This is a genomic window from Streptosporangium sp. NPDC003464, assembly GCF_053588315.1.
On record NZ_JBSFPS010000230.1, the window covers coordinates 1 to 16,883 of the forward strand.

Annotated in this window: 16 protein-coding genes and 6 pseudogenes; 11 read left to right on the forward strand and 11 right to left on the reverse strand. The window is 69.1% G+C overall.

Annotated features, from left to right (window positions below):
• Nucleotides 1-230 (forward strand): hypothetical protein (locus ACWDS7_RS36520; RefSeq protein WP_451932970.1); only part of this gene is annotated, 230 nt, incomplete at its 5' end.
• 317 nt (nt 231-547) lie between these two features.
• On the opposite strand, the gene ACWDS7_RS36525 is transcribed toward ACWDS7_RS36520, so the two are convergent.
• The 3 genes and pseudogenes from ACWDS7_RS36525 to ACWDS7_RS36535 form a co-directional block, all read right to left on the reverse strand.
• Complete coding sequence (locus ACWDS7_RS36525; protein ID WP_451932971.1) at nt 548-1,267, reverse strand: hypothetical protein; 720 nt, start codon at nt 1,265-1,267, stop codon at nt 548-550.
• Nucleotides 1,268-1,416: 149 nt separating this feature from the next.
• A pseudogene (locus ACWDS7_RS36530) lies at nt 1,417-1,545 on the reverse strand (zinc ribbon domain-containing protein); the annotation flags it as partial.
• Nucleotides 1,546-1,648: 103 nt separating this feature from the next.
• Entirely contained in the window at nt 1,649-2,260 is a 612-nt protein-coding gene (locus tag ACWDS7_RS36535) for a DUF6461 domain-containing protein (RefSeq protein ID WP_451932972.1), read from the reverse strand.
• A 194-nt stretch (nt 2,261-2,454) separates the two neighbouring features.
• On the opposite strand from ACWDS7_RS36535, the pseudogene ACWDS7_RS36540 reads away from it, so the two are divergent.
• The 3 genes and pseudogenes from ACWDS7_RS36540 to ACWDS7_RS36550 form a co-directional block, all read left to right on the forward strand.
• Nucleotides 2,455-3,072 (forward strand): annotated as a pseudogene (locus ACWDS7_RS36540) (ABC transporter ATP-binding protein); the annotation flags it as partial.
• Between the two features lie 127 nt (nt 3,073-3,199).
• Nucleotides 3,200-4,033 (forward strand): alpha/beta fold hydrolase, encoded by an 834-nt coding sequence (locus tag ACWDS7_RS36545; RefSeq protein WP_451932973.1) that lies wholly within the window; start codon nt 3,200-3,202, stop codon nt 4,031-4,033.
• 138 nt (nt 4,034-4,171) lie between these two features.
• Nucleotides 4,172-4,927 (forward strand): helix-turn-helix domain-containing protein, encoded by a 756-nt coding sequence (locus ACWDS7_RS36550; protein WP_451932974.1) that lies wholly within the window; start codon nt 4,172-4,174, stop codon nt 4,925-4,927.
• Nucleotides 4,928-5,425: 498 nt separating this feature from the next.
• Here the strand turns inward: ACWDS7_RS36550 and ACWDS7_RS36555 are convergent.
• Both ACWDS7_RS36555 and ACWDS7_RS36560 read right to left on the reverse strand, forming a co-directional pair.
• Nucleotides 5,426-5,767 (reverse strand): annotated as a pseudogene (locus ACWDS7_RS36555) (transposase family protein); the annotation flags it as partial.
• A gap of 616 nt (nt 5,768-6,383) precedes the next feature.
• Complete coding sequence (locus ACWDS7_RS36560; RefSeq protein WP_451932975.1) at nt 6,384-7,658, reverse strand: macrolide family glycosyltransferase; 1,275 nt, start codon at nt 7,656-7,658, stop codon at nt 6,384-6,386.
• Between the two features lie 60 nt (nt 7,659-7,718).
• On the opposite strand from ACWDS7_RS36560, the gene ACWDS7_RS36565 reads away from it, so the two are divergent.
• Nucleotides 7,719-7,868 (forward strand): hypothetical protein, encoded by a 150-nt coding sequence (locus ACWDS7_RS36565; protein ID WP_451932976.1) that lies wholly within the window; start codon nt 7,719-7,721, stop codon nt 7,866-7,868.
• A 22-nt stretch (nt 7,869-7,890) separates the two neighbouring features.
• On the opposite strand, the pseudogene ACWDS7_RS36570 reads toward ACWDS7_RS36565, so the two are convergent.
• Both ACWDS7_RS36570 and ACWDS7_RS36575 read right to left on the reverse strand, forming a co-directional pair.
• Nucleotides 7,891-8,202, reverse strand: a pseudogene (locus ACWDS7_RS36570) (DUF6221 family protein); the annotation flags it as partial.
• Nucleotides 8,172-9,104 (reverse strand): annotated as a pseudogene (locus ACWDS7_RS36575) (SulP family inorganic anion transporter); the annotation flags it as partial. The pseudogenes ACWDS7_RS36575 and ACWDS7_RS36570, both read right to left, overlap by 31 nt.
• A gap of 342 nt (nt 9,105-9,446) precedes the next feature.
• Here ACWDS7_RS36575 and ACWDS7_RS36580 point away from each other — a divergent pair.
• Both ACWDS7_RS36580 and ACWDS7_RS36585 read left to right on the forward strand, forming a co-directional pair.
• Nucleotides 9,447-9,866 (forward strand): MerR family transcriptional regulator, encoded by a 420-nt coding sequence (locus ACWDS7_RS36580; protein WP_451932977.1) that lies wholly within the window; start codon nt 9,447-9,449, stop codon nt 9,864-9,866.
• Nucleotides 9,863-10,258: a hypothetical protein gene (locus tag ACWDS7_RS36585; RefSeq protein WP_451932978.1), complete on the forward strand. Its 396-nt coding sequence runs from the start codon at nt 9,863-9,865 to the stop codon at nt 10,256-10,258. The genes ACWDS7_RS36580 and ACWDS7_RS36585 overlap by 4 nt, the downstream gene beginning before the upstream one ends.
• A gap of 154 nt (nt 10,259-10,412) precedes the next feature.
• Here the strand turns inward: ACWDS7_RS36585 and ACWDS7_RS36590 are convergent, their stop codons facing one another.
• Nucleotides 10,413-11,330: an SDR family NAD(P)-dependent oxidoreductase gene (locus tag ACWDS7_RS36590; protein ID WP_451932979.1), complete on the reverse strand. Its 918-nt coding sequence runs from the start codon at nt 11,328-11,330 to the stop codon at nt 10,413-10,415.
• Between the two features lie 49 nt (nt 11,331-11,379).
• On the opposite strand from ACWDS7_RS36590, the gene ACWDS7_RS36595 reads away from it, so the two are divergent.
• Both ACWDS7_RS36595 and ACWDS7_RS36600 read left to right on the forward strand, forming a co-directional pair.
• Entirely contained in the window at nt 11,380-11,880 is a 501-nt protein-coding gene (locus ACWDS7_RS36595; protein ID WP_451932980.1) for a GbsR/MarR family transcriptional regulator, read from the forward strand.
• 338 nt (nt 11,881-12,218) lie between these two features.
• The gene (locus tag ACWDS7_RS36600) at nt 12,219-12,521 is read left to right on the forward strand and encodes a hypothetical protein (protein ID WP_451932981.1); all 303 of its coding nucleotides are present in this window, start codon (nt 12,219-12,221) and stop codon (nt 12,519-12,521) included.
• Between the two features lie 383 nt (nt 12,522-12,904).
• Here ACWDS7_RS36600 and ACWDS7_RS36605 read toward each other — a convergent pair whose 3' ends face one another.
• The gene (locus ACWDS7_RS36605; RefSeq protein WP_451932982.1) at nt 12,905-13,378 is read right to left on the reverse strand and encodes a hypothetical protein; all 474 of its coding nucleotides are present in this window, start codon (nt 13,376-13,378) and stop codon (nt 12,905-12,907) included.
• A 447-nt stretch (nt 13,379-13,825) separates the two neighbouring features.
• Nucleotides 13,826-14,623 (reverse strand): class I SAM-dependent methyltransferase, encoded by a 798-nt coding sequence (locus tag ACWDS7_RS36610; RefSeq protein WP_451932983.1) that lies wholly within the window; start codon nt 14,621-14,623, stop codon nt 13,826-13,828.
• A gap of 451 nt (nt 14,624-15,074) precedes the next feature.
• Here ACWDS7_RS36610 and ACWDS7_RS36615 point away from each other — a divergent pair.
• Both ACWDS7_RS36615 and ACWDS7_RS36620 read left to right on the forward strand, forming a co-directional pair.
• Nucleotides 15,075-15,490: pseudogene (locus ACWDS7_RS36615) on the forward strand (YciI family protein).
• Nucleotides 15,490-16,704, forward strand: coding sequence for an RNA polymerase sigma factor (locus ACWDS7_RS36620; protein WP_451932984.1), 1,215 nt, complete (start codon nt 15,490-15,492; stop codon nt 16,702-16,704). The pseudogene ACWDS7_RS36615 and the gene ACWDS7_RS36620 overlap by 1 nt, the downstream one beginning before the upstream one ends.
• On the opposite strand, the gene ACWDS7_RS36625 is transcribed toward ACWDS7_RS36620, so the two are convergent.
• Nucleotides 16,669-16,883, reverse strand: a 215-nt coding sequence (locus ACWDS7_RS36625) for a hypothetical protein (RefSeq protein WP_451932985.1), incomplete at its 5' end; no start/stop codon positions are given. The genes ACWDS7_RS36620 and ACWDS7_RS36625 overlap by 36 nt on opposite strands.

Below are 16,883 nucleotides of genomic sequence, written 5' to 3' on the forward strand. Positions count from 1 at the left end.
ACACGGAGAAAGAAGCCCGGGGCGCGGCGATCTATCTGGCGCGTCGGGCCGAGGCCCACCTGGCGCTCGGCGACGTCGACGCCGCCTTGGAGAGCGCCCACCAGGTTCTGGAGCACATGGGTGGGGTGGATTCCGCGCGAGGCTCCAGCACGCTGGCAGACCTGCACGGTCAGCTGCGCGCCTACCAGCACATCCCGGCTGTTCAGGAGTTTCTCGGATTAACCGCGTAACGCATGAAGTGCGGCCCCGGTTTGGGTGCGCGCCAACACCAGGCGTTGATGCACCCGCCGCTGTCCCACCAGCAGGTCACTGCCCTGCATCGCTTGGTCCATCCGGCCCCTGGACCAGGGTCACCGTCGATCCCCCGGATCCGACCTCTGACACGCCGACCCCACCGACCTTGACCCGCCGCGCGGCTTCGACACCCATGCCTGGTGGTACTGGCAACATGACAGCGCGAATCCCGACGAGCGGCCGCCCCGCGGAAGCTAGCCGGGCTCGCCAGGTCGATCCGGCCCCGCTCCTCCGCTCTGGCCGCGGTCTCTGTTCAAAAGTGCGGGCAGGGATTCTGCTTCTCGGTCCATGGGCTGGCGCTGCATTGCCGGTATCGCTGATAGAAGCCCTTGACGTGTGTGTACTGGCCGGTGGTGTACCAGGTCAGCGCTGGGTGACGGGTCTCCATCTGGCGTAGGGCGAGGGTCCCAAGCCCGCAGAACTGCCAGTCAGGCGAGAAGCTGATCTTGAGGAGGAGGCCGACGCCGCACGGCTCGCATACCTCGTACCGGACGTGGCCGAGCGCATGTTCATCAGCGGCGATGATCGAGAACTCGTAGAACGAGGTCTGGGTGTCGCAGGGGAGACTAGGGCGGCTGGGCTGGGCGATCGCATGCGTGATCGCTTTCGACCTGGCGTTGACGGCCGCGGCGTACAGACTCCAGCCCAGGTCGGTATCGAGGTCGGCGACGGTGATCTCCGACCAGCCCGACACCTCGACGGTCTCCGTGTCCAACAGCGAAGCCAGGCGGGCCTTCCATGCCTGGGCGAACTCGGCCGGCCCTCGATGCTCGCTGTCTTGCTCGGCGAGCGTCTGCTGGTATGCCTCGCGGACGACGGCCTGCATCGCTCCCCGCCGTACCCGCCGCTCCACGTCATCGTCCCGTACGGCGGCCGCGTTCTGCGCCCAGGCGATCAGGCCGCGCAGCCCGCCCGGCCGCCTGCGCGCTTCCGCTGGCCACGACGCGGGCAGAGGATCCCACAGTATCCGCATTACTTAGGAAGTGTCCGCGATCGGGGCGGAATCCGGAAGGCCGGGGCCAGACTTGCTGTCCGATGACCCCGTCGCACTGAACTGAGGTCGCATCAGCCTGAACCTTGGCCCAGCACGGCCTGCGCATCAGCGCTGCCGACGTGGCAGGCCTACGCGATGTCGGCCCAGGGGCATCCATCCACAGACACAGCGTGCCCTGCCGCGTGTTCGATGTTCCTGGCCGCGTTCACATCCGCGTTGGCGGCATATCCGCAAGACCGGCAGCAGAAACGCGCTTGGCTCTCGCACGACTTCCAAGAAGAGTCGCGTGTTCGGCTGTGTGGGCCGGTTCGTCATCATTGTGAATGGTCTTGGGGGGTGGCTCCCGTGCTGGTTGGGGTGTCAGGCTGGCTCCGGGGACGGGCTTTCGAATTGGTCGTAGTAGCGGGCGATCGAGGCGCGGTAGGGCAGGGCGCCGCGCTGAAGGTGGCGGGGTTCCAGGCGGACGCCGGTGCGCCGTTCGGCGAGTGCCAGCGCGGCCTCGATGTAGTGGGGGAAGAAGCCGTCTTCATCGTCAGGGCCGAACTCGGGGATCATGCCGAGCTCTTCGAGGTCTTGCCGTAGTCGTTCGGGCTCGGCGCCGCCGGCCCAGTGGGGGAACATCGGGTCCAGGCTCGCGACGGTCTGGCCGTCGATCGCGTGGACGAAGCGGGAGTGGTAGTTGACGTTGCGGGTGATGCTGGCGATCGACGTGCCGGTTGATAGATCCCGCACTACATCACTCAAGGTCCCGGCGTGGCCGGCCCATTCCACCATGATCGATCCGCCGTCGGCGTGACCGACTTCGATGGCGGCAAAGCCTTCCTGTTCGTGGTCCTCGGTCAACTGCAGCCGATGGAGCACCTCTTCAGGCGCGAGCCCGGCTGCGAAGGTGAAGCAGAACTCTGGCCAAGGGGATTGGCCCCACCACGCGTAATCGTCCGTGCTGGCCTTGCCCTTACCGACAGCGCTCAAGGTGTTCGTCTCCTCACGATGGGGAATTCCTGATCATCTTGGCAAGGGCTACCGACGTTCTGAATGGGGGCGATCCACCTGATCCGGGCGGGCTGGCGCGGCCGCATCGGCTGATCGCACGCTCCCTCAGCTGAAGGACAGCGCGGCCAAGCCGTACGGCTGCGCCGTCGCCTGTCACCTGCCCGGCCGGCGCGGGCAAGAGCACTCTGCTGCAGCTGCTGGCGCGCTTCTACGACGTGGACGCCGGCACGGTGCGCGTGGGAGGCGTGGACGTGCGCCAGATCAGCACCGAGGTGTTGATGGCCCGGATCGCCATCGTCTTCCAGGACGTCTACCTCTTCGACGGCACGATCGAGGAGAACGTGCGCCTGGGCCGTCCCGACGCGGGCGTCGCCGAGGTGCGGGCGGCGGCGACCGCGGCGCGGCTGGACGAAGTGATCGAGCGACTGCCCGGGGGATGGGCGGCGAAGGTCGGCGAGGGCGGCGCGCTGCTGTCAGGTGGTGAGCGCCAGCGCGTCTCGATCGCGCGGGTGTTGCTGAAGGACGCGCCCATCGTGCTGCTGGACGAGGTGACCTCGGCGCTGGACCCGGTCAGCGAGGCGGCCGTCCACGAGGGCATCGAGCGCCTGATGGCGGGCCGGACGGTGGTGATGGTGGCGCATCGGATGCGGACCGTCCGGCGCGCCGACCGCATCGTCTTTCTGGACGGCGGCCGGATCGTGGAGGAAGGCACTCACAACGAACTGCTCGACCGCGGCGGCCGCTACGCCGGCTTCCGGAACATCTCCATGGCTCCCACCGCGCGGGAATGAGCCCGCCGGGCCCGTGTTCCGGCCTTGGGGCCTTGGTACAGCCGGCACGGTGACGGCCGCCCCGATTTCGACTCCGCGGGAACATTTGTCCAAGACTGGCGGCCGGCCGCCCGTGCACAGTCTCCCTATGAGTGAACACGACATTGAGCACCCGCATGGCATGCACGTGGTCCATGACGGCCCGCGGCAGGCGCCGCCGTTGCTGCTCATCCACGGGTCGGGGGCCTCGGGCGGTTTCTGGGGTCCGGTGGTCCCGGCGCTGGCCGGCCACCATCACGTCATCCGGGTCGACCTGCCGGGTTGCGGCCAGTCCCCGCCCGCGCCGTCGTATGACGTGCCCGCGCAGGCGGGCCAGGTGGCGGCGCTGCTGGACGACCATGGGCTTCGTCACGTCGCCGTGGCCGGGCACTCCAGCGGCGGCTACGTCGCCACCGCGCTCGCCGAGCAACGTCCCGACCTCGTCGGTTCGCTCGCACTGATCAGTAGCGGCCCGAGTCCGGATGCGCTCCTCCGGCAGCCGTTCATCCTTCGGGTGCTGCTGGCCCCGCCGTTGGGCCCGCTCATTTGGCCGAGGCGTTCGGATGCGATGATCCGCAAGGGGATCAGCGCGACGGCCGTTCGCCCGGTGGACCTCCCGGACGACGTGGTCGCCGACGTACGGGGCATCACCTACCGCGTGATGAGGACGGTGCTGCGCCAGAACACCGCCTACATCGCCGAACGGAGCATGCCCGAGCGTCTGGCCGCCCTCCAGGTCCCCGTACAGGTGATCTTCGGCTCTGCCGACCCCCGCTGGGAGCCGTCCTCGGCGCACCAGTACGACGCGGTGCCGAACGCACGGGTCGAGCTGCTGCCCGGCGTCGGGCACCTACCCATGCTGGAAGCGCCCGAGACGGTCGGCGAACTGCTGCTGAGCTTCACGGCAACGGACCGCCGACGACCCCTGATCCCTGATGCCTAGACTGGCCATGTGTTGCCGGCCGGGACGCCACCTGACCGGGCGTGGGTGGACGTCGCAGTCCCACGCCCGTCGGTTGGGCTGCCGGGGGTCAGCATGGCCGGGTTCCGCCATCGTGCCCCGGCCTTGGTGGACATCGCCATGGTCGCGTACCCGTCCGTCACCCTGCTCGTCGATCTGAGCGAGGGAGCCGGCGTCGCCTACGAAACCCATGGCCGGCACGAGCACGGCAGTGTCGTCGTCGGGCTCCTGCCCGGCGACCTCCGGGCGACTGGCCGGGGAGTCGGCGAGCTGCTCCAGATCCGGCTGGAGCCGGTCGCGGCGGCCACGTTGTTTGGCGCATCGGCCGAGCTCAGCGGGGCGGTGGCAGCCCTTGAGGACGTCTGGGGCCGCGACGCCGGGCAGGCCGAGGACAGGCTGCGCGCCGCCGCGTCGTGGGACGAACGCTTCACGATCGCGGCGGACATCCTGGGCCGGCGGCTGGGCACCCACCCGCCGGTCGATCCGCAGGTCGCCTACGCCTGGCGGCGGACGCTCACCAGCCGGGGGCGGGTGCGGGTCGACGGCCTGGCGGACGAGGTCGGCTGGAGCCGCAAGCGCCTGTGGTCCCGCTTCCGGTCCCAGCTCGGCATCACACCCAAACGCGCCGCCCGGCTGCTGCGCTTCGACCACGCCGCCCACCTACTCGCGGCGGGTCACGCCGCCGCCCGCGTCGCCGCCGAGAGCGGCTACGTCGACCAATCCCACCTCCACCGCGAGGTCACGACGTTCGCCGGGCTCACGCCCACGGCCCTGGCCGTCGCGCCGTGGCTCGCGGTCGACGCCGTTGCGTGGCCGGCTTCATCGCCGACCCAGCGCCCGGCGAAGGATGGCGAACGCATCCCCGACCTTCGTTGAACAGCTTGCCTCCACGATGCGGCTGCCACGCGCCGCGCAGGTGGAGGGGTCTCCGTAGTACTGGCGGAAAATCGGGCGGATTTTGGCGCTCTGGTGCCGGACGGTCCATGGGGCCGAATCGGCCAGGGAATCATGGGGTGCGTTGACCTGGGATGACGCCACCGGGTGACTGGACAGGGTTCAGGTTCTGTCTGGTGAGTGCTTCGGTGTACCCATATCCGGCGTATTTCGGTGCCGTCCTTCGCGGGCGAAGCTCCTGCTCAGAGCTCTGGGGGTGACGGCCTTTGCCGCGGGCGGAGAATCGCTGCCCGTAAGAACAGGACAAGGTGCCGGAGCCGAAGACCGAGCGGCCCGCCCACGTGCGGAGCGACATCCGTCAGCACGGCGCGGACGACCAAGCCGAGGTCGGAGATCTGCTCGGCGACGTGCGGCCATAGGTGGATGCGGGTTCTTTGTGATTCTGCAGATCGGGGATGGGCCCCTGAACCTTTTTCATCCTCAGGCGGCCTGTGCGACCCGGTGGTTTTGAAGAACGGCGATGGCCTTGCACAGATGGCCGGCCTTGCCGGGGCTGCAGCGTAGCTTCCGGAGGGTCTTCCAGCTCTTCAGCTGGGCGTTGGCGCGTTCGCCGGGTCCGCGGAGCTTGGCATGGGAGCGATTGGCCTGTTTCTGCGACGCGGGCTTGCCCTTGTCCTTGTACGGCGTGGCGACCAGGCCCTCGGCTCCCTGATACGCCTTGTCGGCCAGGGTGATGACTCCGGCCTGCTCCAGCGCGCGCAGGATGCCCCAGATGCGGGCGGCGCTCAGATCATGGGCCTTGCCCGGCAGGGTTCGGGCGATGCTGGTCTTGCCGGAGCCGGAGTTGCCGCGCAACACGATCAGATGGGTATGGGGTGAGCCGGTGCGCACCCGGGCAGCCTAGCGAAGCCCACCCAGGGGTGCGGGTACATTCGCGGCGGCACCAACCGCCGGTGCAGGCCATGTGAGGTGACCCATGACGTGCCGGATTCACCATCTGCCCGCCGAGGCCGTGCTCGCCGCTGAACGCGCCGCCCACACCGCGGCCCAGGACCGCCTCGCCGAGCTGCGCGGTGGGCTGGCCGGCGGGGGAGGCCCGCCTGGCCGCCCTGGCCCTGCCGCCCGTCACCGACGTCAATGGCACACTCGGCGTCCTCCTGACGAACGGCAACGCCGTGCTTGCCGAGGACGGCCGGGTGTGCCTGGCGACCCCGTCGGCGAGCCGACCCCCAGGCCCTAGCCGTAGCCGGCTACCTGCCCCGCGCCGAATGACGGATCCTCGCTCGGCAGCACGCAAGACGGGCCCCGTATCAGCGCACTACGGGCTCTCACGCGTTCAGGCCACGCCCCGGGCCGGCAGCTCGTTACCTGCTGGACAGATTCGCCGCAGTCTGCCCTGAAGCGTCGGGGAGCCTGGTTGCAGAGTCACGCCGGAATGCTAACGCAGGTACTGCTCGATCACGTCGGCGCCGCGTGTGGCTCCACCACTTTGCAGGATGGCTTGGCGCATTCCTGCAAGGTTGACGCGTACTGCCGGGTCTGAGGCAACCCTGTCGATTGCCGCCCGCAGTGCTTCGGCGCTCACCATGTCGGCGTCCAGGCGTTCGCCGAGCCTGAGTTCCTCCAGGCGCCCGGCGTTGGCAGCCTGCTCGGGTGTCTGCGGGACGGCGACGAGGCCAACCCCGTAATGCAGCGCCTCCATAACGGAGTTCATGCCGGCATGCGATACGAAGGCGGTGGCATGGCGAAGTACCGCCAGTTGCGGGAACCGCGACTGGACGTCCACCCCGCTCGGGACGGCGCCCAGTGAGGCGGCGTCCGTGTCGCCCACGGTCATCGCCAACTGCCACGGCCCGTCGGCGACGGCGGCTATGCAGGAGCGGTAGAACTCTGGGTGACCGTTGAAGACGGTGCCCAGTGAGACATACAGCAGTGGTGCGTCGGGGTCGGGCGGTGACCACTGCTCGGCCTGCTCGCGCCTGCCCATCGAGGGGCCGATGAAGTGAAAACGTTCGTCGAAGCTGTCAGCGGCCGGCTGGAACTCTCGTGGGACGAACACGAGGTTGAGCCCGTCCGCCATCGTCATGGTGTCGGCGACAGCGAGGGGGACGCCGTACTCGGTGGAGAAGGCCGCACAGTCGGCGGCGAGCAAGGCCATGGCTGGATCGTCGGCGTCGAGCCCTGAGGTCAACTGCCGGTCCAGTGAGTACGCCTCGTTCGAGGCGAGGTGAGGGAAGCACTGCACGGCCGGAATGCCCAGCCTCCTGGTGATGATCCGGGCAGGCCAGTTCGTCGTGTCGTAACAGATTGCGTCTACCGGCTCCGAGGCGCAGTACTTCTGCAGCACCGGGTAGGTCGCACTCATTGCCGCGAAGTAGTGGCGCAACCAGTCGGCTACGGCCTCTGGGCCGATCTTTGGTGGTGGTGTGAACGGCTTTAGCGGCGGTAGTTCCACCCAGCGTGCGCCGGCACCGGTGACCGCGGCGGCGTGGTCTGCCCCGGTGGCGTAGTCCACCTGGTGCCCGCGCCGTACGAGTTCCTCGACCAACGGCAACATCGGATTGATGTGTCCATGCCCGACCAGGGTCATGAAGAGTAATTTCTTCAGCACGGGGGACACCTTGACAGCACCAACGCCGCAGTGCCATCGAGATTCGCGGCTCGCCGCAGCCGCCGGCGGCGACCGCTCCTCAATCTCGACCAGATAGATCACGAAGTCACACCGGAGTATTAGTTCGGAGAAGGCTTCCTCTGCACCGCGTGCAACGGTGCCATGCAGTTCCTGGACCTGCCTGAGCCTGAGCACCGTGACCGGTACTACGCGAACGCAGTGTGGGTGTTCCGCGACGCGGTCGGTGTCAGGGGTGTCGCCTGGTACAAGGAAATGCCCTGGTATCGCGCTCTGGATGAAGACTCGTCGTGACGGCTGTGCCCGCCGACCCCTCCTATAGGGTCCACTCCGGCTTGTACGCCCAGTGGTTGGCGTACTGCGCGGCGAGCGCCCGTACCGCGATCATGAGCCCCTCGCGGCGCTCTGCAGCACCTTCCCCGGCGGTCGCCCGAAGAGTGGCCCCAGTCTCGTTGAGTAGGCGTCTCCGCGCAGCGATGTCTGCGAGCGTGACCGCCGGGCTCACCATGGCGAGGTACATGTCGCGCGTGGGTCGCGATGTGGATCGGCCACGGGCGCGGCAGCGGTGATCGTGAGGGCCGAGGGCTGCAGGCCGCGTCAGTGGCTGCCGGACAGTTCCCCGGACAGGGCGCCGTGCATGCGGGCGCTGGGCTGGTTGAGGCCGATGATCTGGACGGTCTTGCCGCGGGCGGCGTACTTGGCTTCGACGGCGTCCAGGGCGGCGACGGAGGAGGCGTCCCAGATGTGGGCGTCGGTCAGGTCGATGACCACATCGTCGGGGTCGCCGGCGTAGTCGAACTGGGAGACCAGGTCGTTGCTGGAGGCGAAGAACAGCTGACCGGTGACCGCGTAGACGACCTGGCCGCCGTCGGGATCGACGACGGCGGAGACCTCGGCCAGGTGCGCCACCCGGCGGGCGAAGATGACCAGGCCGGCCAGCGAGCCGACCACAACGCCGATGGCCAGGTTGTGCGTGGCGACCACGACGGCGACCGTGATGACCATGACGCCGATCTCGCCGGCGGGCATGCGCTTGAGGGTGGCCGGGGCGACCGAATGCCAGTCGAAGGTGCCGACCGAGACCAGGATCATCGCCGCGACCAGGGCGGCCATCGGTATCCGGGACACCAGCGGGCCAAAGACGATGCACAAGACCATCAGGAAGGCACCCGCGCAGAAGGTGGACAGCCGGGTGCGGGCGCCACCGGCCTTCACGTTGATCATCGTCTGGCCGATCATGGCGCAGCCGCCCATGCCGCCGAAGAAGCCGGTGACGATGTTGGCGATGCCCTGGCCGATGGACTCGCGGGTCTTGGAGGAGCGGGTGTCGGTGAGGTCGTCCACGAGTTTGGCGGTCATCAGCGATTCCATGAGCCCGACCAGGGCGAAGGCCAGCGCGTACGGGGCGATCAGGCGCAGCGTGTCGAAGGTCAGGGGCACCTCGGGCAGGCCGGGTACCGGTAGCGCCGACGGCAGGGCGCCGCGGTCGCCGACGGTCGGCACGGCCAGGTGGGCGCCGACGGTGAGGGCGCGGCGCTAGGACGGGCAGATCACGGCGGGCAGCAGGCGGCGCTGGTCAGGGGCATGCGCGCGTCGTTTTCCTTACCTGAGGTCGGAGGCGGTACCGCGGCCGGGGTGGCGTGGACCGGGTTCAGATCCGGGCCGGGTGTGACCGTGCGGGACGAAGCCGTGCAATCCAGGACAGCGGTAACTCTACCTTAACGTTAGAGTAGAGATTCGGTGGGGTGGGGTCACCTGGCCACACCGGCCCAGGTCGGCTGAGCAGTGAGGGCGGGCAGGAACATGGACGAATCGGCGGCTTCCGGTCCCCGGACGAAGGATCGGCCCGGCGTGAGCGGCGGTGAGGCTCCTATGCACATCGGGCAGGTGGCCGAGCGTACCGGGCTGTCGCTGCGCACCATCCGCCACTACGAGGAGGTCGGCCTGGTTCCGGCCTCGGCCCGCAGTCAGGGCGGCTTTCGCCTCTACACCGGCGCCGACGTGGAACGGCTGATGGTGATCCGCCGGATGAAACCGCTGGGCTTCACCCTGGAACAGATGCGCGAACTGCTGCAAGTCACCGACCTGCTCCAAGGTCACGCCGCAGCCGGTCGGCTGAGCGAGGCCGACCTGCGCGACTGCCGCGCCCGGCTGGAGACCTTCGAGCGCGCGGCCCGTGAGCGGTGCGAGGCCTTGCGCACCCAGGTGCGGTGGGCCGAGGAGTTCGCCGCCGACCTGCACCGCCGCGCGACGGAGATCAGCCCCGCCCCGGCCTCTCCCGGCAGCCGGTGAACAGTGGAGACGTCCCTGCCCCCGACGTCCCCGCCGCCCCTCTCACCCGCCCCGCCCGCGACGACGCCGGCCTCGATGACCTGCTCGCCGGTGTGCGCATCCTGCTGGCTGATGCCGGGTTCATCGCGCCGTCACCGCGGCAAAGCGGCGTGGGGGATGTGCGGCTGCGCGCCGACCCGCGCTGGGGCGTGGTGGTGACCTGGGGGCCGACCGGCCACGGTGATCACAGAGACGACGGTGATGCCGTCCCGGCCAGCGTGACCAGCCGCTACCCCAGCGTCCGCACGGTGGTGTGCCTGGCCGTGGCCGGCCTGGCGGCCCAAGCCGGTTACCACGCCGTCTACGACGGCGCCATACACGAGGTGGTGATCACCGGCCCGGGTGGGCCATAAATCCCGCACCGTGACGTAGAGACGGGCCAGGCAAGTACGACTGCCGCGCTTTTCGCCTCCGAGCCGATCGCCTCCGGCCTTCTTGACGGCGTTACTGTCCGCGACGGGCCGATCGACTGTTACCGGCCACAGGGTGAACCGATGCCTGGCGGTTTCACCACGCCCAGGCCGAATCACCGGTGGTGGCCTGGGAGAGGGCCCACAGCCGCTCGCGGGCCTGGGCGTCGTAGGCGAAGGCGGGGGCGTCGACCGGCCGGAGACGCTCGTCGAGGTAGACGCCGCGCAACGCGCCCCTGCCCGGCGATGCGGGATCGGCGTGCTCCTGCCAGGTACCGGCGCGGGTGGCCAGGGCCGTATACGCCTCACCCAGCCGTTCGGCCGGGGCCGCGAACCGGTTCTTGGGCGCATACAGCACCCGCAGGGCCCAGGGAAGGGCGGCGAGCCGGTCGGTGTCGAGCTGTACGGCGGGTACGCGGACACAGGCGACGTCCAGTGTGCCGCGCGCCCGCAGGGCCAGCGAGTAGGCGGTCATGATCTGAGCCAGTTTGGCGTGGTAGTAGGCCTTGGTGGGGTTGTACCAGCCGGGATCGTCGAGCTGGTCGAAGCGGATCGCGATACGCGGCATGGTGATCAGTCCCTTGCTGGCGACGTTGATCAGCCGGGGGCGGGATGCGGCGGCCAGCAGCGGGCTGAGGCGGGCGGTGAGCTGGAAGGGGCCGAGGTGGTTGGTCGCCCAGAACAGCTCGTGGCCGGAGGCGGTGTAGGCGGGGGTACGCATCGTCTGGTCGAACACGGCGGCGTTGTTGATCAAGACGTCGAGGTGGCCGGTCTCGTCGAAGATCCGGCCGGCCGCCGCGTCAACGGATGCGGGATCCGACAGGTCGGTCACGACGAGGGTCGCAGGCTGGGCCGTATCGGCGCTGATCGTCTCCACGGCGGCGCGGCCCCGGCGCGGGTCTCGGCACAGGGCCAGGATCCGGTGGCCGCGGGCGGCCAGCTGTCGCGCCGCGCGCAGGCCGATCCCGGAGTTGGCTCCGGTAATGGCGATGGTGAGAGAGTCGGGGTGGGACACCCTGAAATTCTAAATGTTCGGAACGTTCCGAACAAATTAGGATATGGTTGTGGCCGATGTTGAGGAATTCGTGGAGAGCGCCGGGCTGTACTTCGAGCGGCTGGGCCTCAGCCGTACCTGTGGCCGGGTGATGGGGTGCTTGCTGGCCGACACCGGTGACGCCGCCGATGCCCCCGGGTTGTGTGCGAGGCTCGCCGTGGCCAAGAGCAGCATGAGCGTGGCCCTGCGCCAGCTGGAACAGGGCGGGCTCATCGAGCGCTACCGTCCCCCGCGGGCGCGCCGCGATCACTACCGGCTGACCGAGGACGTCTTCGGGCGTGCGTTCCGTGCGAAGATGACCGAGTTCGCCGCCTTCACCGCATTGGCCGAGCAAGGGCTCAGCGCGGTGGGCGAGCACCCGGCCGCCCGGGCCCGACTGGAGCACATGCGCGACATGTACGCCTTCATGGCGCGGGAGTTTCCCAAGCTCCTGGACCGATGGGATGCGGAAAGAACCGAGGTCGCGCGCCGACGGAGCGATCCGGACGCGACCGGTGCACACCAACCGTGACCGCCGCTTCCCTCTTCCGATGTACTCCGCGAACCGGGCGACTGGTACATGTACCCGCCCCGCGGGACCCTGCAGCCGGCCGGTAAGGGGAGAGGCGGTGCGCCGGGAAGTCTGGTCGACAACGGCCTGACCCGACCTCGGAAACGGAGCACCCGCGTGACTCTTCCCGCCGCATCGCCGACATCGGGATCCCGGTAGTAACGGCGTAGGAAGCGACGGATATGCAGGTCAGCGGTCCGTCGTCAGGTTGTGCTCGAAGGGTCTTACGGAGACTTCGACCTGCATATCCGTTGGAAATTCCTTCATTGCTACTGGGCCCCCGAGCAGTGAGCGAGGAGGTGCGGTGCACGCCCGACCTGCGGTACGCGACCCTGCGGTGGATCTGGGAACGGCCCGGCCCGGCCGGAGGCTGGCAGCTGCGCCTGCCCGACGCCGACGATGGCCAGGTGCTGCGCCCGCCCCGGCGCGGCATGCCTCCGCATGAGGTCGCCTCCTGGCTGGAGGAGGCCTTGGCCGCACATAGCTGGCGTCAACACTCCCCGGTGCGCTGGCCGCCGTTTCTCCCGCCGCCGATCGTGACCGAGATCCCCATCCTGCGTGCCGGGGCGGGCACCGGCACCGAGGCGCCGATGACGTCCTGACGTGCCGCACAACCAGGATCCCCGCCTTGATCGACGACGTGCGGCGCGCCACGTCGCGCCCGCACGGCATCCAGGATGGGGGAGGAGGATCGGCCGGACGGCCCCTGCACCCTGAACCACCCACCCGAGACGACCGCCCGAAAAGAAGGCTTCATGCCGCCTCACCGCCCGCCGCGCATCACCCGTACCCACGCCGCCGCGCTGCTGCTGCCCACAGCGGCCCGGGCGGCCTTGGGCTCAAGCGCTCCTACGGTGCTGATGGTCGATGGCGCGGGCCGTCGCTGTTGTGTCGCCCCGATGAGGTGCTGGACGGTCGCGCCGGGCGCATCGTGCTCACCCGCGCCGACCTGATCGACGCCGATACCGGCGTGGTGGCCGGCGCATCACGCAGATGCCCGCAGACGCGGCACCGGCTGGTAGTCCTGGCCGTCAAGCCGCTGAACCGCCGCTGCAGGAACGCGACGGCCGACGGCCCGCGGCCGCCGCGGCGAGAAAGCCGGGTCATCTACGATCCGCAGGAGGTCGGCCCACCACATCCGCGGGCCGCTCTGCCACCAGGCGCTCAAAAACAGCGATACCCCCTCGTGCATCACCAGCGGCGGCGCAGTCAGCGTGCGGGAACAGGCGCCACGGAAAACGTCGTAGTCCTGGCCGTCGATCATGTCGATGTCATCGATCAATACCTGCGCGCCGGCCAAGGAAGGCTGATGAAGCGGGGCCTGGCTGTCGCCGCCATGCACCCAGGCGGTGTCGGCCACCGGCGGCCCGTCAGACGGGGTCCGCTTGCCACACCACAGCACCACCGCGCTGCGATAGATCACCAGCGGCGGCAATGGAAGAGGAACCAGGTCACGCACACGGCGACCCTACCGACCCGTCACCCGATTTCCGATCACCCGTTCGGAAAACCCTCTGGACGCCGACGTTGGCCCCGGGGGCACCGTCGGAAGACGACGGCCGACGCGCAGTCGCGCCTGCTCACCGAAACGGCCAGGTGATCTGCGGTGAAGGGGGAAAACAGATCTCACAGGTGGCGACGGGGCAGGCCACCGCGCAACCCGGTTGCCCGCACCAGTGCCGGGCCGCCGAAGCGGCGACCTCACCGCAGGCCGCCGTGTGGATCGGGGTGGGGCTGATGGCCTCGTTCAGCGAACTACTCCTGCAAGCATCCTCATGATGGGCGCAACTCGACGCCCCGGCGGCGGCCGGTGACCGGCTGGTGATTATGCCGTGGAACGCGCGCCCACCGATACCACCGTGACCGGGCAAGCAGCCAGAGGCGTCGACCGGCGGCTGGCCCAGCATCAGTTGGTCTGCTTCCAGGCAATGAGCTGGAAGAGCCGGGCGGTGTGCATATAGGGCGGGCGTGCGGTGGTGGCGAACTCGAGGCGTTCGAGGTCGGCGTAGAAGTCCGGTTCGTGCTTGCGCGCGTCGTCGGTGATGTAGTCGCAGAAGCTGCGGATGCCGTAGTGGGCGATGTCCCGGCATCCGAGCTTTCGCAGGGTGGGGATGATCTCTTCGGCTGTGTGGAGTGTCAGCGCCGAGTTGAACATCTGGGTTCGAGCCTGATCGGTGTCGAGTGCGGCAAGCGCGGCGGCGGGGTCCATTTCCCGGACGGCGATGTTCAAGGACACCGAATGCCGGTTGATCGCCATGACAGAGACCAGGCCCCCGGGCTTCAGCGGGGCAAGTACCGAGGTGAGAGTACCCGGGATGTCCTCCATGTATTGCAGGAGGTTGTGGCAGAGCACGACATCGAACTTCCCGTTGGCGAGGTCGCGGGGCAGATCGGTCGCGTCGGCCTCAACGCAGTTGATCAGTGCTGTCACGCCGCCTGCCGCGGCTCGCTCGGTGGCTACGGCGAGCATGGCGGGCGCGTGGTCAACGATGGTGACCTGGTGCCCGCGGGCCGCGAGGCGGATGGCGTCGCCGCCGTCGCCGCCGGCGAGGTCGAGGATCCGCAGCGGTTCGCCGCCCAGGCCGTCGAGGTGACGGAGCAGGTTTGCCTCGGCGATCGAGTAACGCAGTCGGCCCCAGGGGGCGTCCTGCCACTCCCGCCAGGTGGTCATCGCGGTGTTGAACTTCTCAGGATCTTCGGGCATCTGGCGACGATAGCGGCCTGGGTATGGGGTCCCGGTGGTAACGACGCAGGAAACAACGGATATGCAGGTCAGCGGTCAACCTTCCCAGCCGTGCTCGAAAGTCCTTAAGAAAGCTCTGACCTGCATATCCGTCGAAAATTTCCCTAGCACTACCGGGCCCCCTCTCTTCAGCCCGGTAGCGGAAAGAAGTCACTGAGCGCGTCCCGGATGCTTCTCCCCAGATCTGTGTGAGCGTCGCCGCCTTCCAATGATGCGACGATAAGCTTTCTGATCAGCAGGGCGTCCGCGTCAGCCATCGCTCATGGACCGCTCTGACGGGCAAAACGCAGGTCGGAGGGATCGACTGCGTCGTGGTGAGAGATTTCTCCGGGACCGTGTCGATCCGCGGGCCGCTCGTTCGACGTGTGGGTGCGAAGGTCGAGAGGCGGCCCCGCCGGACGAGGAGAACGCGATGCCGAAGTACCTGCTGATCATGCGGGGCACCGACGAGTCGAACGCGGCCATGATGGCCAACATCGACGAGATGATGGCCACGACCCGCCAGTTCATCGAGGAGATGGTCAAGGGCGGCGTTCTCCTCGCGGCCGAAGGGCTGGACGATCCGGGCCAGGGCGTCGTGGTCGACTTCAGCGGCCAGGCCCCGGTGGTCACGGACGGGCCGTATGGCGAGACCAAGGAACTGTTCGGGGGCTTCTTCCTGCTCGACGTCGCCTCGAAACAGGAGGCGGTCGAGTGGGCCAAGCGGGTCCCTGCGGCCCCCGGGTCCAAGATCGAGATCCGGCGGGTGCCCGGGAGCGACGAGGTCCCGCAGGTCGACGAGTGATCATCAAGGACTGGGCCGGGCGCGAGAGCAACGGCCAGATCTGATGGCTACGGCCGACGTCGAGGCCGTCTGGCGGATCGAGTCGGCGCGGATCGTCGCCGCGCTGACCCGGTTCACCGGCGATTTCGGGCTGGCCGAGGACGCGGCCCAGGAGGCGGTGGCCGAGGCGCTGGTGTCGTGGCCGCTCGCCTCTCCGGCGAATCCGGCCGGCTGGCTGATGGCCACGGCCCGGCGGCGGGCGATCGACGCGATCCGCCGCCGGACCGCTCTCCAGGACCGATATGCCCTGCTGGCGGCCGACTTGGCAGTTGACGAAGAAATCGATCCCGACAAGATCGATGACGACGTGCTGGCGCTGATGTTCGTCAGCTGCCACCCGGTGCTCTCCCCCGAGGCCCGGGTGGCGCTGACCCTGCGCGTGGTCGGCGGCCTGTCCAGCGAGGAGATCGCCCGCGCGTTCCTCGTACCCGTGCCGACCGTGCAGGCCCGCATTACCCGGGGCAAGAAGACGATCGCGGCGGCCGGGGTGCCGTTCGAGCTGCCGCCGGCCGCCGAGCGCCGGGAGCGGCTGGGCGGCGTGCTCAGCGTCCTCTACGTGATCTTCACCGAGGGATCGACGGCCACGTCGGGCGACCGGCTGCTGCGCCCCGACGTCGCGTACGAGGCGATCCGGCTGGCCCGCACGCTGGCCGCGCTGCAGCCGGACGAGCCGGAGGTGCATGGCCTGCTGGCGTTGTGCGAGCTGACGGCCGCGCGTTTCCCGGCCCGGACCGGCCCGGACGGTTCGCCGGTCCTGCTCGACGAGCAGGACCGGTGGCGGTGGGACTTCTCGGCGATCCGCCGTGGGCTGGCCGCGCTGGCCAAAGCATCGACTCGCGGCCTCGGCCCCTACGGCCTGCAGGCCGCGATCGCCGCCACCCACGCGTCGGCGCCCTCGGTCGAGGCGACCGACTGGGACCGGATCGTGGTGCTCTACGAGGCACTCGGCCGGGTCGCACCCTCGCCGGTGGTCGAGCTCAACCGGGCTGTCGCCGTTGCCATGGCCTCGGGCCCGGCGCAAGCCCTGGCCATCGTGGACGAGCTGATCGCCTTGGACCGGCTCCCCGGTTCGCATCTGATCCCGACCGTACGCGGTGAGCTGCTGGCCCGACTCGGACGGCGATCGGAAGCGCGTGCCGAGCTGGAGCTGGCGGCCCGGCTGTGCGCCAACCAGCGCGAACGCTCAGTGCTGCTGCGCAAGGCGGCCATGCTGAGCTGACTTCTCCAGCTCGGCCAGCCGGGACTCAAGCGCGGCCCGGATGCCGTCGATCGCATCGGCCCCGACGGCCGAATCCCCGAATGCGGACGGCGGGAGCGCGGCGAACCCGGGGAGAAACTCCACGGTCGGCGCGTAGAGCGGTCCCCGTAGCAAACGGCGGAAATCCAACGGATTTCCGC

Coding starts and splice junctions, on each gene's coding strand:
- ACWDS7_RS36525 (WP_451932971.1), bottom strand. CDS start 1,267: ATGCGGATACTGTGGGATCCTCTGCCCGCGTCGTGGCCAGCGGAAGCG.
- ACWDS7_RS36545 (WP_451932973.1), top strand. CDS start 3,200: ATGAGTGAACACGACATTGAGCACCCGCATGGCATGCACGTGGTCCAT.
- ACWDS7_RS36550 (WP_451932974.1), top strand. CDS start 4,172: ATGGTCGCGTACCCGTCCGTCACCCTGCTCGTCGATCTGAGCGAGGGA.
- ACWDS7_RS36565 (WP_451932976.1), top strand. CDS start 7,719: ATGCAGTTCCTGGACCTGCCTGAGCCTGAGCACCGTGACCGGTACTAC.
- ACWDS7_RS36580 (WP_451932977.1), top strand. CDS start 9,447: ATGCACATCGGGCAGGTGGCCGAGCGTACCGGGCTGTCGCTGCGCACC.
- ACWDS7_RS36610 (WP_451932983.1), bottom strand. CDS start 14,623: ATGCCCGAAGATCCTGAGAAGTTCAACACCGCGATGACCACCTGGCGG.
- ACWDS7_RS36620 (WP_451932984.1), top strand. CDS start 15,490: ATGGCTACGGCCGACGTCGAGGCCGTCTGGCGGATCGAGTCGGCGCGG.